This window comes from Trichocoleus sp. FACHB-262 (assembly GCF_014696035.1).
GTDB lineage: Bacteria > Cyanobacteriota > Cyanobacteriia > FACHB-46 > FACHB-46 > Trichocoleus.
Window position 1 is genome coordinate 415,177 of sequence record NZ_JACJPK010000017.1, and the last position, 15,203, is coordinate 430,379.

11 protein-coding genes are annotated in these 15,203 nt (G+C 48.4%); 4 read left to right on the forward strand and 7 right to left on the reverse strand.

All coding sequences use genetic code 11. The features are described from left to right. Positions 1-4 precede the first annotated feature (4 nt). Positions 5-1,219, reverse strand: coding sequence for an L-2-hydroxyglutarate oxidase (gene lhgO, locus H6F68_RS02980; RefSeq protein ID WP_190431309.1), 1,215 nt, complete (start codon positions 1,217-1,219; stop codon positions 5-7). 58 nt (positions 1,220-1,277) lie between these two features. Beyond that, positions 1,278-2,051, reverse strand: a complete 774-nt coding sequence (gene rfbF / locus H6F68_RS02985) for a glucose-1-phosphate cytidylyltransferase (protein WP_190554056.1) — start codon at positions 2,049-2,051, stop codon at positions 1,278-1,280. A 277-nt stretch (positions 2,052-2,328) separates the two neighbouring features. Here rfbF and H6F68_RS02990 point away from each other — a divergent pair, with 277 nt between their 5' ends. The 4 genes from H6F68_RS02990 to H6F68_RS03005 all read left to right on the forward strand — a co-directional run bounded on the left by H6F68_RS02990 (position 2,329) and on the right by H6F68_RS03005 (position 8,564). Beyond that, on the forward strand, positions 2,329-3,996 hold the full coding sequence (locus H6F68_RS02990) for a GMC oxidoreductase (protein ID WP_190556331.1): 1,668 nt from the start codon (positions 2,329-2,331) through the stop codon (positions 3,994-3,996). An 856-nt stretch (positions 3,997-4,852) separates the two neighbouring features. Beyond that, the gene (locus H6F68_RS02995) at positions 4,853-7,381 is read left to right on the forward strand and encodes a GDSL-type esterase/lipase family protein (RefSeq protein WP_190556333.1); all 2,529 of its coding nucleotides are present in this window, start codon (positions 4,853-4,855) and stop codon (positions 7,379-7,381) included. A 208-nt stretch (positions 7,382-7,589) separates the two neighbouring features. After that, positions 7,590-7,730 carry a hypothetical protein gene (locus H6F68_RS03000; protein WP_190556335.1) on the forward strand — a complete coding sequence of 47 codons (141 nt, stop codon included), beginning with the start codon at positions 7,590-7,592 and terminating at the stop codon, positions 7,728-7,730. Positions 7,731-7,796: 66 nt separating this feature from the next. After that, positions 7,797-8,564: a GDSL-type esterase/lipase family protein gene (locus H6F68_RS03005; protein ID WP_190556337.1), complete on the forward strand. Its 768-nt coding sequence runs from the start codon at positions 7,797-7,799 to the stop codon at positions 8,562-8,564. 12 nt (positions 8,565-8,576) lie between these two features. Here the strand turns inward: H6F68_RS03005 and H6F68_RS03010 are convergent, their stop codons facing one another. The 5 genes from H6F68_RS03010 to H6F68_RS03030 form a co-directional block, all read right to left on the reverse strand. Beyond that, positions 8,577-9,308 (reverse strand): DapH/DapD/GlmU-related protein, encoded by a 732-nt coding sequence (locus tag H6F68_RS03010; protein WP_190556339.1) that lies wholly within the window; start codon positions 9,306-9,308, stop codon positions 8,577-8,579. Positions 9,309-9,375: 67 nt separating this feature from the next. Then, positions 9,376-10,377: a glycosyltransferase family 2 protein gene (locus tag H6F68_RS03015; RefSeq protein ID WP_190556341.1), complete on the reverse strand. Its 1,002-nt coding sequence runs from the start codon at positions 10,375-10,377 to the stop codon at positions 9,376-9,378. Between the two features lie 124 nt (positions 10,378-10,501). After that, the gene (locus H6F68_RS03020; RefSeq protein ID WP_190556343.1) at positions 10,502-11,686 is read right to left on the reverse strand and encodes a glycosyltransferase; all 1,185 of its coding nucleotides are present in this window, start codon (positions 11,684-11,686) and stop codon (positions 10,502-10,504) included. Positions 11,687-11,953: 267 nt separating this feature from the next. Continuing rightward, positions 11,954-12,943, reverse strand: coding sequence for a hormogonium polysaccharide biosynthesis glycosyltransferase HpsE (hpsE, locus tag H6F68_RS03025; RefSeq protein WP_190556791.1), 990 nt, complete (start codon positions 12,941-12,943; stop codon positions 11,954-11,956). Positions 12,944-13,543: 600 nt separating this feature from the next. Continuing rightward, positions 13,544-15,016 carry a leucyl aminopeptidase gene (locus tag H6F68_RS03030; protein ID WP_190556345.1) on the reverse strand — a complete coding sequence of 491 codons (1,473 nt, stop codon included), beginning with the start codon at positions 15,014-15,016 and terminating at the stop codon, positions 13,544-13,546. Positions 15,017-15,203 lie beyond the last annotated feature (187 nt).

Consider the following 15,203-nt stretch of genomic DNA (forward strand, 5'->3'; position numbering starts at 1 on the left):
AATCCTATACGCTTAACGCTGCCTGAAGATGTTGCGGTTGAGGAATTTGAGCGGCGATCGCTTTGCCAATTTCTAAAGAAGAGGTGGCTGCCGGAGAAGGAGCATTGCAGACATGGATGGAATTGGGACCAGGGACAATCAGAAAATCATCCACTAGTTTCCCGTCATTCATCAGGGCTTGTGCCCGCACGCCTGCATGGGTAGGAATCAAATCCTCAGAGCGCACTTCCGGAATTAGCTTTTGCAAACTGCGAACAAAGGCAGCTTTACTAAAGGAGCGAATAATCTCCTGGATGCCTTCGTCCGCATGTTTAGCGGCGAGCTTCCAGAAAGCAGGATAAGTCATGACTTCGGCAAAGTCTCGCAAGTCAAAATCGGTTTTCTTGTATCCTTCGCGCTTGAGGCTGAGAACCGCGTTAGGGCCAGCATGGACGGTGCCGTCGATCATCTTGGTGAAGTGAACGCCCAAGAATGGGAACGCTGGGTTCGGTACAGGATAGATCAGCGTTTTAACCAAGTAGCGCTTTTCGGGCACCAGTTCGTAGTACTCACCCCGGAAGGGCACAATCTTAGCTTTCGGATCAGCTTGGCCCATTTTGGCAACGCGATCGCTGTGCAACCCCGCACAATTCACTACAAACCGTGTTTCAAATTCGCCTTGATTGGTTTCGAGCACTTGGCGATCGCCTTTCTGGACAATTTTGGTGACTTTCGTATTCAGCCGCAAGTCACCGCCCTGAAGCCGAATTAGATCGACATACTTGAGGCAAACCTGTTTGTAGTTGACAATACCCGTCGTGGAAACGCGAATCCCAGCGATGCAGCTCACGTGAGGCTCAACTTCCCGGACTTCTTCAGCGCTGATTTTGGTAACGTTCAAGCCATTCTCTAAACCGCGCTGATAAAGATTTTCCAGGCGGGATAGTTCGCTCTCGTCTGTTGCAACAATGACCTTGCCACAAACTTCGTGAGCGATGCCGTGTTCTTGGCAAAACTCCACCATCGAGCGACTGCCATCACGGCAGAATTTCGCCTTAAAGCTGCCTGGTTTGTAATAGATACCAGAGTGGATAACTCCACTATTATTGCCCGTTTGGTGGAAGGCCCAATTACTTTCCTTCTCTAGGACCAAAATCTTGGCATCTGGATATTTGCGGCCTAACGCCATCCCAGTGGAAAGGCCAGCAATACCGCCGCCAATTATCGCGAAATCATACATAAAGCTATTTGCCCCTGAGCTGAGCCTTTAACGTTTGCATCTGTAAGGTAAGGAGTGGCTACCACACTTTCCAAGGAGCCTTACCACTCTTCCACAGCTCTTCTAGATATTGCTTGTCTCGCAACGTATCCATCGGCTGCCAAAAGCCATTGTGTCTATAGGCCGAAAGCTCGCCATCGGAAGCTAACTTCTGAAGCGGCTCTTTTTCCCAAATTGTCGAGTCGCCTGCGATGTAGTCAATCACTTCCGGCTCTAAAACAAAGTAGCCACCGTTGATCCAAGCGCCATCCCCTTCCGGCTTTTCTTGGAAATTTTCGATTTTGTTTTGCTCTGAGCCCAAGCAAATGGCACCAAAACGTCCAGGTGGTTGGGTTGCGGTTAGAGTCGCCAGAGTTTTCTGAGATTTATGGAACTCTACTAACTCCTGAACATTAACATTACTAACGCCGTCGCCATAGGTAAAGCAAAAGGTTTCGTTGCCAATATGCTCTCTCACCCGTCTTAGCCGACCGCCCGTAAGGGTGTCTTCTCCGGTATCTACTAGGGTCACCCGCCAAGGCTCGGCATAGCCACAATGCACGTTCATTTGGTTAAAGCGCATGTCAAACGTGACATCAGACATGTGCAAAAAGTAGTTAGCAAAATATTCTTTAATGACGTAGCCTTTGTAACCGCAACAAATAATGAAGTCGGTGATGCCATGAGCCGAGTAAGTCTTCATAATGTGCCAAAGGATCGGCCGACCGCCAATTTCCACCATTGGTTTAGGCTTAATGGTCGTTTCCTCGCTGAGACGAGTTCCGAGTCCGCCAGCCAAGATCACGGCTTTCATAGGGTAACCCCGTAGTTTTCAAGAAGACCAGTTGGTGCGTTTTTGTGCTTTCACGTAGACCGATGAGCGTTGATACGGGAACACGAACCGAAGCACTATACCTCTGCGTAGTAATACTAACCAAAGGTGAAGCGATCCACTGTAAAAATCTGATAAATCAGGCTAGGGTTTCTGTAAAAACTCAAAGAAACCATTTACATGAGCTTGTGATTCTATGTACAACCTATAAGTAAAGTAGTCGCTCCAACTTGAAACACTGTCACAAGGTGATTGTTGAATGCTAATTGATGCGCGTACCCTGCCTGCAGGCACAACGATTGAGTCTGATGTCTGCATTATTGGTGCTGGACCCGCAGGGATTACACTGGCACGCGAATTTATCGGACAGGACTTTCGAGTTTGTCTACTGGAGAGTGGCGGCGCTGAGCCGGATCAAGCCACGCAGTCCCTTTGCGAAGGGGAGAACAGTGGTGACTTATATCAAGACTTGTGTAAATCGCGCCATCGCCAGTTCGGCGGGACGGCCAATGAATGGCATATCACCATTACGCCAGAAGAAATTGGGGGGCGTTGCGGCCCTTTAGAAGCAATCGATTTTGAAAAGCGGGACGGCATTCCCTATACTGGTTGGCCTTTCGATCGCGCCTACTTAGACCCCTTCTACCAACGGGCTCAGCAGTTCTCTAAGATGGGGCCGTTTGCTTACCAGGCTGAAGACTGGGAAGAAGCCCAAAGTCCTCGCTTGCCTTTTCTCGAAGGTAAGGTAGCGACCGCAATTTATCAATTTACCCTTCGTGGTGTATTTACGCAGGAATACCGGGAAGAGCTGCGACAAGCCGACAATATCACCACTTACCTGAACGCCAATGTGTTGGATATTGAGACCAATGAAGTCGCCAAAACCGTGACTCGTTTGCAAGCTGCTTGTTTAGATGGCGATCGCTTTTGGGTGACAGCAAAACTATTTATTCTGGCTACAGGCGGTATTGAGAATGCTCGTTTAATGCTGCTCGCCGACCAGAATCAGAATGTTGGATTGGGCAATCAAAACGACTTGGTGGGACGATTTTTTATGGATCACCCGGGTCTCAGCTATATGTTTTTCCCTAAGCAACGGCAAATCTTTAACTCCACAGCTTTATACGATCTTCGAAGGGTAAAAGGGTCTGCGATTAAAGGCAAGCTAGTGCTAACTGAAGAGGTCAAACGGCGGGAACACCTGCTGAACAGTGGTGCGTTGATCCACCCCAGACCTAAAGGTTTCCGTTCTCAGGCGGTGAGTTCCCTGAAAACGCTGCTTTCCTCCGCGCGGCAAGCCAAAGTCCCCCCCCAACCTTTCAAACACTTAGGAAATGTTGTTAGCGGAGCTGATGAGCTAGCCCTCTCTGCTTATCGGCGCTTCAGGAAGATTCAGCCAATTCTACCGAATGATATTGAGGGCGGTTGGTCACATCTTCCGAATAAAGAAAAACAATTTGCGTCTTTCCAGATTAGCCAGATGATCGAACAGGCTCCGAATCCGGATAGCCGCGTCATGTTGAGTGATGAGCGCGATCGCCTAGGCCGCAGAAAGGTAAAACTGCACTGGACCTGGCATGAGCTAGATGTCTACAGCGTCAAGCGTACTTACGAAATTCTAGATGCGGAGCTAAGAAGGTCAGGCATTGGCAGATTAGAAAGCGATTGGCAGTTTGAAGGGAAAGACTTAACTGACACTAGTGCCCACCATCACATTGGTACGACCCGCATGCACAATGACCCCAAGCAAGGGGTTGTGGACGAGAATTGTCAAGTGCATGGCATTTCCAACCTGTTTGTCGCAGGTAGTTCTGTGTTCCCCACCGGCGGTTACGTCAACCCCACCCTGACGATTATTGCGTTAGCACTGCGTCTAGCCGACCACGTCAAGCAACAAATGGCTGCCAGAGTCGCCAGTATTAACTAAAGGGCTCCAGAACTTAGTCGGGTAAGTGAAGCTGAGATGCCTGATGGTACCTCAGCAAAACTCCCTATGCATGAAATAGCAGGGTTTCTAAACCGCGATCGATTATCAGTTCTGCGTGATCTCAGGTTGAAACTATGAAGGCTCAATAAAACGTGTTGGGCGATCGCGAAGAAAGAGTAAATTTACACCACACCTACTAGGCATAATCGCGTACGCAAAAGTAGCATGTAGCAGTTAAACAACGCGCTAAACAAACGGGGTTTCAAAAACGTACAGTACAGCAGTTTCAAACTAGCCATACTACAAAATCTTCCGAAGTCGCTGTATCAAATTTACGCGGCAAGCTATAAGGCTGGGTGCAGTCTCCATACATACCAAATTACGAGCTCTAGAGCCTAGCCGCACTGAAACACAGCATCAGATTCTCAGCCATGCTCTTGGATGTGATTGGAGCATCTTGGGTATAGCAGTTAAGCACGTTTAATGATGTGCGTCTTAATAAGTCAAAAGAGAAAATTTTAAGCTTATGGCATCAGGTTCTTGGACAAGGGCAAATAGTGCAGCCACTTCAGCAGGGCAGGCCGGGGCCCCTCTTTACCAATCTTTTATTTGACGCGGCCCTTCACCTCAAGCAAAACCCAGATTTCAAAGCAGCCCTAGGCACTAATCAATTCACCCTGATTGTCTAATCCGGTCAGTCTGATGTAGCCCTTCTGAGCTAGCGATTTGGGGAGCACTACCATCCTCGTTGCAATTTTTTACTCGTCCTAGATAGCTGCTGTTTGCTCTACAACCTCCCCTGCTGCTAGAGGGACAAGCAGTCACGACTCAACTTTGCAGATTTTGGAGAAATTCTATGCCACCTATTCGGATCGAAGCTGAAACCATGTCCTTGAGTACCTACCGGATTGAGGCGAATAGCAGTGCCTCTGGAGGGTCTCTGATCAGCTTGGTCGCTGGAGATAGTGCCGAAGTCGGGACTGCTTCCTTTACCTTTGGTGGCCCCGCAGGTCTCTACGACATTGTGATCGGCTATTACGACGAAACGGATGGCACCAGCAGCGCTTCTGTCTATCAAGAAGGAACATTGCTAAGTTCTTGGAGCTTTAACAAGAATTTAGGCAGTGGCTCAGCTACTAATCAAACTCGTACTCAGCGCACCATTGCTACAGGGGCCACCATCAATTCGGGTGAAACTTTTCTCATTCGAGCAGCAGAGAGTAGTGGCGAACCTGCACGCATTGACTACATCGAATTCATCCCCATCATACCCCCTGCCGATACAACCGCTCCCACTGCTAGCTTGACCGCAACGAATATCACCACTGCTGACAGCACGACTTACCAGTTCACGGTTACTTATGCCGACAACGCTGGAGTGGCGATCGCTAGCTTAGACTCTAGTGACATCCGCGTCATTGGCCCTAATAACTTTGACCAAATCGCCACCTTGATCAATGTGAGTGTCAACAGGGACGGCACCCCCCGCACAGCCACTTACCAAATTACTGCTCCGGGTGGCACTTGGGACTTAGCCGATAACGGCACCTACAGCGTCTCCATGCGAGCGAACCAAGTGCAGGATATCAATGGTAACTGGGTTGCCAGTGGCGCGATCGGCAGTTTTCAGACCAACATTGCGGCTCCACCACCACCTCCATCCGCAGAACCCAACTTTACTCCCATTCGCATCGAAGCTGAAAGTATGGCCTTGAATACTTTTCGCATCGAAAACAACAGCTCCGCATCCGGTGGTAGCATTATCAGCCTGGTAGTGGGTGCATCCAGCGAAACAGGAACTGCCTCCTTCAACTTCAACGGTCCTTCCGGGTTATATGACGTGGTAATTGGCTACCATGACGAGAGCGATGGCAGCAGCACAGTCAGCGTCAGCAAGCAAGGTACAGCAATAGGTTCGTGGACATTCAACCAAAACCGAGGTGATACCGGCGCGAACGCTCAAACTCGCACTCAGCGAATGGTAGCAACTAGCATCACCGTCAATCAGGGAGAAACCTTCCAGATTACAGGCAAAGAAAACAGCGGAGAACCTGCCCGCATCGACTACATCGAATTTATCCCTCGAACTCCTGGCACCATCAACGGCACCAGCAGCAACGACCTCTTGATCGGAGATGCCAAAGACAACACCATCAACGGCTTTGGCGGCAACGATGTCCTCAAAGGCAATGCTGGCAAAAATATCCTCAATGGTGGAGAAGGCATTGATACCGCAGACTACTCCCAACTGACACGAGGCATTATTGCCAACCTTAGCACAGGCACCGTTCTGGCTCCCCTGTTTGGCACTGCCTTACCCAAAATCATGCCCTTAGGCGACTCCATTACCGAAGGCTTGCACCGTGTCGATCCTTATCCTGGCGCTTACCGAATCAAGCTTTGGCAGAATTTAGGTGCCGATAGTCTAACCACTGACTTTGTGGGGTCTCAAGTCAATGGACCAGACAGCTTGGGCGATCGCGACCATGAAGGACATGGAGGTTGGACAATCAACCAGATTCAAGATTTAGTCAACGGCGGTATCCTCAGCACCCATCAACCAGATGTGGTCTTACTGATGATTGGAGCCAATGATGCCAACAGCAGCAGCTCCTTGACCACCATGTACAACAATCTCAGCAACCTGATCGATCGCATTACCACACTCGCCCCTAATACCCAATTGGTCGTATCCTCCCTGACCCCCATGAATTCAGTGGTCAAAGGAAGCAGCAAAGCCAATCTAGTCAAAAACTTTAATGCCCTAATTCCCGACTTAGTTAGCGACAAAGCCGCCCAAGGCAAAAATGTCATGTTTGCCAATGCGGGTGGCAGTCTCACCGTCAGCGACCTAGTTTCAGACGGCCTCCATCCCAGTGCCGCAGGATACAGCAAACTAGGAGATGCTTGGCACAACAACATTGTTGATCGTGACACCCTCACCAGCATTGAAAACGTCACTGGCACCGGACTTAGTGACAAATTAACTGGTAATGGGGCAGCCAACGTCCTCACAGGTGGTGGCAGCGGCGATGTCCTCACAGGTGGCGGCAACACAGACATCTTCATTTACCAAACCTGGACAGAAGGAAACGACACCCTCACCGACTTCGACACCACAGACATCTTTCGCATCTCCGCCGCTGGTTTTGGTGGGGGTCTCCTCGCTGGCACTGCCCTTACCACCTCCAATTCCAACACCGGAGTTTTCGTCAGTGATGTGAGTCCCACCGCAGTAGGCAGCAGCGCCAACTTCCTCTACAACACCAGTAACGGTCTCCTCAGCTTCGATCGCGATGGGAGTGGAGAAGGTGCAGCTGTTGCGATCGCCAACTTGGTCGGAGCCCCTACTCTCAGCGCCAATCAATTTACCATCATTGCGTAAATCAGTAGGCATGATTGGGATCAACGCTTTCACTTCAGATCAAAGCAGGCAGGGGTATTACTATCATTCACCGCAAACAAAAACCCACAAAAGCCGTTGCTGTCGGTTCTACCACCAATCATTTTGCTAGAGCCGGGAAGCAACAGTAGCCAAACTTTGTACATGGCTGGGGAACTCCTATAGCCCCCTTTGGAGCGAAGCTGAAACCATGCCTCTCATGCCCCTGAGGACCTACTACCGCATTGAGGCCAAAGACAGCGCCTCTGAGGGGTCGATGATCAGCTTTGGTAGACCAGCAGGCATCTATGACATTGTGGTGGCCTACTACGATGAAACCGATGGCACCTAGCAGTGTCTCGACTCGTGAGTTAAGTTTTATCTAAACCTGATCTGCATAAAATCAAGGAGAGTTTGTATGATTGAGTGGCTGGTCTCTTCTGTATGTACAATCTCTATTCTCATAAATATTCTGTTTTCTTTGTCAGGAATTTATCTCTTGACAAAGAGAGGAAGCCTACACTGTGCAATCAAAAAGTTAAGTCAAGGTATAAAATTAAATTTCTTCTTACATAAAGAACCAAGAAATTCTGTAGTATACCCGCCACGCTACTTTCATCAAAAAAGCATTTTCAGTATCCTAACTTTATCCAAAAATAAGATTATATTTTTAGGTGATAGCCATATAGATAATTGTGGATGGTCAGAACTATTTAATAATACAAACTTGATAAATCGTGGTCTAGGAGGTGATACAACTGATGGAGTTTTGCAACGCTTAGACGAGGTACTAGAATCCTACCCTCGCCAGATATTCTTAATGGTTGGCATCAATGACTTAAATGCTGCACGAACTGTAGAACAAGTAGAATTTTACTACAAGGAAATTTTGAGCCGGATTCAAATAAAATCACCTAGAACTCAAGTATTCATACAAAGTGTTTTACCTGTAAATAAAGATTTCGATCATAAAGCATTTAAAGCCAATAATAAAACTATTAGAGTGCTAAATTCTAAGCTTCAGATTCTGGCCAAAGATTTCTCTTTTCAGTATGTAGACTTATTTTCTCACTTTATAAATTCTCATCAGAAATTATATGCGTGCTATACATTTGATGGAATTCATTTGAATGGAAAAGGATATATTGTTTGGAAACAGTTAATTGAAAAGTGCATAGCAGAGTAGGAAAAAGTCACTTCACCTCAACTTACTAGAACAAATACTCTCAGATACCATTTTAGTTACTGTTCCTATGTCTACCGAGCGTTGTCCTATCACCTTAGCTGGAACGCCTACAGCGATCGAATAAGGAGGTATATCCTTCGTTACCACTGCGCCAGCCCCAATCACACTGCCTTGGCCGATCGTAACTCCATCCACAACCTTCACCCCCGCCCCTAGCCAACAATCATCTCCAATCACAATTCCCTCACAAGTCAAACCTTGTTCACGAATTTTATGATTCGGATCGGCAAAGATATGATTGTTCGCATAGATACCCACATGTGAGGCAATCAAACAATCCTTGCCAATGGTGATCGGGCCAGGACCATGAATACAGGTATAGAGATTCACAGCGGTATGTTCGCCAATCTCAATCTGGCAGTTATCGCCAGTTGTGCGGATGTCTACCCCTCTGTCTAGATGAACCCAATCTGCTAAAGAAATGCGGTTATTTTGCCCTTTACTATCGATCCGTACACCCCGTTGAATACTAACTTGGTTACCTACTTCAATGCAGTCCGCTCCCAAAAATTCGGCCCCTGGTCGAATGAAGACTGGACTGCCCAGTTTAGCAAAGATAGAACGATAAAGTTTTTGACGGAGCACAAAACCGGGAGATAACGGCACCCAACCCACAAGCGTGGTGATAAGAGCTTCTTGACGGCGCGGTCGCTGAGCAGTTAATGGAGCAGAGTCGAGGCTCATAATCCTTGCTTTCAAGTTCTAAAAAGCTAGATGTACGTGAGAGAGGCAAGTTGGGCTACAGGCTAAGCTACTCCCGCATCAACTGAGTAATTAGCGATCGCATATCGCCTTGGGTTTCTCCTTGGCGGAAATCTTGCAAGATTTTCCTGGCACGTCGAACTTTCCGTTTGGCCCGCTCCACTAACGTGCGTTGCTTGGCCAACCAGTTATAGTATTTTTCTTGAATGGCTTTATCCGCCTGAACATCTCGAATCATAAATTCTGGATGCTTTAAAGGAAACGACATGGGCTCCACAGGCATTGCCGCCCGCCAATCAAAGCTGTCTTTGGTATGCGTCGATTCATTACCAAAACCAATGTTAGAGACTAGATTCACATGAGGAACGATGCTAAGACCGCTTTGAATCCAACAGTTCAAGACCCATTGATCATCCCAAGTATCAAACCCGTTGTAGGTTCGCTCAAAGGCTCGGCTCCAATGGTCTGCCATCTGCTCATCTCCTAGACAATCCACTAACCAGCCAGAATCGCGGATTTCTGGCCAGAGTTTCATGTTCACATCGTAGTGCTGCCAAACGCGCCGCCAAGTAGCCCAGCCCCAAAGCAAGTTGTAGTGGGAGAAGGAGTAACCATACTGCGATCGCTGTCGCTGCACTTGATAACTGGTACCCGCAATACTGGTTACTCTTTCGTCGTCTTGATAGCGCTCTAGCAACTCATCACAGAAGCGGAAAAAGGTCGGATCTGGCACACAATCATCTTCTAAAACAATAGCGCGGTCGACTGTGCCAAAAACCCAATCTAAACCGCTGGATATACGATCTTTACAACTCAAAAAACTATCTGCGTAGTTTTTGAATACCTGACAGTCCCAGTCAACTTGATCAATGATGGCGCGAGTTTCAGCGCATTTCTCCGCTTCACCAGGTTGGTCGGGACGAGGGGCATTAGCAATCACTAATAGTTGAGGTGGCTTCGCTTGGCGAATTGCCTCAAACACCTTCTCCGTCGTACTAGGCCGCTTGTAAATTAAGAGAGCAACGGGTGTTTTCAAAGACCAGTCAGCCATTGCAAGTTCCACCAATCATGATTCAAGACAACTGAGTTTACACAACCAATCGATACCGAAGAAACATCGCTGAGATCTAAATGCCCTTCTCAGAAGAATCAACTTCCTGAAATCTAAACCTTCCCTACCCACTTTTAGCTAGGACGCTATCATAAATAGCCTCTAGCTTGGCTGTATTATGCTTCAAGTTAAAGTGTTGGATCATGCGCTGTCTACCTGCAGCTGCAAAGTTCTGCCGCACTTGAGGTTCTTGCAACAAGGTCAACAGATACTTAGCTAATGTCTCCCAGTCTCCTTCTGGAGCAAGAAACCCTGTTTCGCCGTGGGCGACTGCTTCAGGCACACCTCCCGTAGCAAAGCTCACCACAGGCAACTCCATCGCTTGAGCTTCGGCAAACACCATGCCAAACCCTTCTGCATCTCCGGTGCGAGCCGTAATACTAGGCACGCTAAACACTGCTGCTCGGTTCATCCAGCCTTGAACTGCTTCTGGAGACTGGGCTCCCAAAAAGCGATGGTGTTTAAGGGAGCTGACAGCTTGCTGCTCCAAAGTAGAACGCAAAGGGCCATCGCCAATCACCACGAGTTCCACATCGGGCAGGATAGTTTGGACTTGAGCGATCGCTCGAATTAGATACTCACAGCCCTTTTTCTCCACCAAGCGACCCACAAATAACACTATAGGTTCACGGGCGATCGCTGGGTTCGGAGTAAATTTGTTTATATCTACACCAATGTAGTGAACTGTGACTTTATCGGCTGGGCACCCTTTTTGAATCAATTGCTCGCGGATAAACTCCGAGACGGCAATCACACAAGTCGCTTCGGCAAATAGCTGACCGCGCCTGCTTACGTAGAGGTCTCGGAAAAATTGCCCACGCTGAAATAGAAAGTCCAATGGATTAACTCGCACATGGCCTGAGGAGTAGCGATCCATGCCTGTAGCATCGTTGCCGTGAAATGTCACAACTAGAGGTAACCCTAACTTTCTGGCTAGAAATAGACCCCAAATACCATCAATACCAAAGTGGGCATGAATGAGCTCAGCCGATAACTCTTGCAGCGATCGCAACCATTGCGACTGCACTACCCCACCCAATTTAAGAACCATCTTCCAAACTGCGGGAGAAGCAACACGATCGCTTAAGGTGAGACTTCTATCGACTGGAATTAAAGCTGCTGCATTGGCGGTGCGCGAGGTGCCTACGTAGAAACCTGTATAAGCAGTCAAACTTTCCACTTGAGCAGGAATGAAGGTTTCCGAATAAGGAAGTAGCAGATCCCGATAGATAATTACTCTTCGCTGCATGACGTGGGCTCCAAGTCGCAGGCTCCTCTTCTGCCATTAAATCGGTAATCTTGAGCAACTGGCTATGACTCGACCCGTCAACCTGGCAATTTTTAACAAAAATGCCTCTCTCTGTCAGATTTGTATGAAGCGAGTTAGCAATCGTCCCTTCAAAACTGCCTAAAGCGAGCGTCAAGTTGTTAGCTTAGGCTAAGCAGCACCACTTTACCGCTTCACAGAACTCTGTTGAAGCAGATTAACCCCCTTCACTTTGAAGTGTGGCTTCAGTTAGACCGAGGTAGAAAGAGAGTTAGGGTATCTACTCGCTGCTTTCACCTCTAAGTACTTTTCCCGCCAAAGGAAGAAAGGACTAATCAGAATTCCTAGCAGTAGCTCCATTTCGCAAGCGGCAACCACATCAGTTTTAATCACTGAGTAGTACTTGATGAAGTGCAGCAGCACCTTACGAACATCATTCGCTAGGTAGATTGGAAAGGCGAAGGGTCTTTGCCACGGCTTGAAGCCAATCATCCGAATGTGGTGACGACCTAGCCCCGCGCCTCGACACAAGTTGAGCAAATAAGCTTTTTCTAGACGGGACTTGGGAATTTCGTGATAAATACACATGGCTGGGTTATGCCAAATTTCCCAGCCTCCACGCTTGAGGTAAGCCAAAGCTTCAATATCTTCACTTTTGGCAGATAGGGACGTTCCGACAGGGCCCCGTAACAGAAGGCGAGAAGGCACATTCTCCAACCAAGCTTGCTTACGGACCACCAGGCCTGCACCAGGAGGCAGTACCTTGGTGTCATACCGGAATACCTGCTGACCGCGATCAATAATTGCTAGGAATGCAGCAATTCGCTCAAAGTTCTGGGGGGGTGCAACTTCAAAGTTCCCCCGAATCTGACTACCATAAGCCCCTGCTTCGGGATGCTGTTGGCCAAAGGCACAGGCTTTCGCAACCCAATCTGGAGTGGGTAAGTTATCGTCATCTAAAAACCCAATGAAGGTACCTTGGGCCTCGCGAATCGCCCGCTGTCTGGCAAACGCTGCCCCTTGCTCCCCTTCAAAGGTGTATCGGATGGGATAAGCTTGGGGCCAGTTGGCTTGGTAAGCTTCAACAACCTTTTTGGTGTTATCAGTGCTTTTGTTATCGATAATCAGCACTTCCCAAGAGAACCCCTCTGTTCCCACCTGCGATCGCAACCGATCCAAAACAGCAGGTAGACGTTTTTCCCCGTTATAAGTACGTATGGCGACAGTAAAGTCAATCATATGTTTGCGATCGCTCTCAGTATTCCTGTCTTGGACGTTGCTCCCCAAAACCGTGACCCGAAGTAAGAATGAATTAAGCCTGTGTAATTAAATACGGATTTGCGGGAAACACGAAGCTAGGGTTTACCGTTGGATGGTCCATTCGGCTAAACAGATTCTAGATCTGTTTAAATTACTCAAGGTTCCTCTAAAAGTAAAGTCGAGCTTATGTAAATTTGCGGAGCATAACTGCACTATATTCCGGATATCTTAAGCGCTGCTATTCCTAGGCTGGCATCTTCATACCAACTTTAAACTAGGTGCAGGGTTCCAGTAGCCATATAAAGCTTAAGTAAAATTCCTTAGCTTAGCGCGTGTTATTGGTTCTTATAGTAACCAGTTCCTGGCAGATTTTCAGTCATAAATATCTGTAATGAATGCTCCTCTGAGGCAAGTTGCTAGCTGTACAGAGCCTACCCCGAGGGGGTGAGAGTTCTTTAGACGCGATCTAAAAAACTCTCATCGGGACTACTGAGATTAACTGGAGTTTAGCGGGGGTTTGAATAGCACTCGGCATTCCAGACTGCGCCTAAAGTAGCCAGGTTAAGCAAGGTAGCCAGGTTAAGCAACGACCCAGTTGACTAAGGTGCGGACCCCGTAGCCCGTGGCTCCAGCACTGTTATAGCCATTTTCCTTGTCTGCCCAAACTGGGCCAGCGACATCGAGATGAGCCCACGGCGTTTCTTTCACAAACTGTTTTAAGAAGAGGGCCGCGGTAATGGAGCCGCCAGGACGAGGGCCAGTATTTTTCATGTCTGCGATCATCGATTTCAGACCGTCAAAGTATTTTTCTTCCATTGGCATTTGCCAGAGCTTTTCGCCTGCGGATTCAGCCGCGTTGAGTAACTCCGCAGCCAAGGTATCATCACTACTCCAGAGACCCGCAATATCATCACCTAAGGCAACGACACAGGCTCCGGTGAGGGTGGCCAAATCTACGATCGCATCGACACCAAGTTTTTCGGTAAACACTAGAGCATCGGCCAAGGTAAGACGACCTTCTGCGTCGGTATTGTTCACTTCAATGGTTTTGCCGTTGGAAGCAGTCAGTACATCGCCAGGACGCAAGGCTCGACCGCTGATCATGTTCTCAGTTGCGGCACTGATGAAATGTACTTCCACATCGGGTTTAATTTGCGCGATCGCCTTAGCAGCACCCAAGGTTGCAGCGGCACCCCCCATGTCGGTTTTCATCATCTCGATGCCGCTGCCTGCTCCTTTGATGTTGAGGCCACCAGAGTCAAAGGTGAGTCCTTTCCCCACGATCGCAACTTTGCGCCGGGGAGTGCCGTTGGGCTTGTAAGTGATGTGGATAAACTTGGGCGGAATATCAGAAGCTCTAGCCACGCCCAGGAAAGCTCCCATGCCCAGCTTTTCGCAGTCTTCTTGCTCCAGAATCTCAATTTCTAAGCCGTGTTCTTGGGCGATCGCTTCAGCCGTTTCTGCCATCGTCAGTGAAGTGACCACGTTGGGAGGAGCAGCAACCAGTTCTCGCGCCAAAATCACTCCCGAACAAATCTGCCGCGCCCGCTGAATGGCAACGCTTTGGTCGCCGACACCTAAAATTTCAATTTGTTCTAGCTGGGAGTTTTTGTCTTCCGACTCCGACTTGAAGCGGGTGTCCTGATAGGCGGCTAACTCTGCCCCTTCGGCGATCGCTTGCACAGTAGCTTCAGGCTGGCTATTCCATACGGGGAACTGAATAGCCAAGGTCTTGCCTTTTTCTTTTTTCGCTTGTCGCATACTCAAAGCTGCGGCCCGTCTTAAACTTTCTAGTTTTAGCGAGTCGGGTTTGCCTAAACCAACTAAAAGCACTTTGCGGATAGCGCTGCCACCGCCTACACGGGCAAGGGCGCTGCTGCCTTCTTTCCCCTTAAACTCAGCCTCAGCCATTAACTCTTTTAAGGTGCCTGCGAGTTTCTCATCCAAGGTCGCTAGATCACCCGTCAGTTCCACCCCATCTTCAAACAACCCTAGAGCTAAAATGTCTCCCGCCCAGTTTAGGCATGAGGTATCTGTCGCGCGAACATCCATCCCTTCTTGTCCTTCTAAATCAAAGACTTCTCTATTTCTTCAGGCTACTAGTTGCAAGAGAAAATTTTTCGGATTAACTCCAAAAAAGTGACGATTTTTCGCTGATTCTCTCCTACGAACTAGCGCACTAAATGGAAGTACCAGCCTGATCACTTTTCAACTATTGTCGGATCTAGGTAGAATTCCC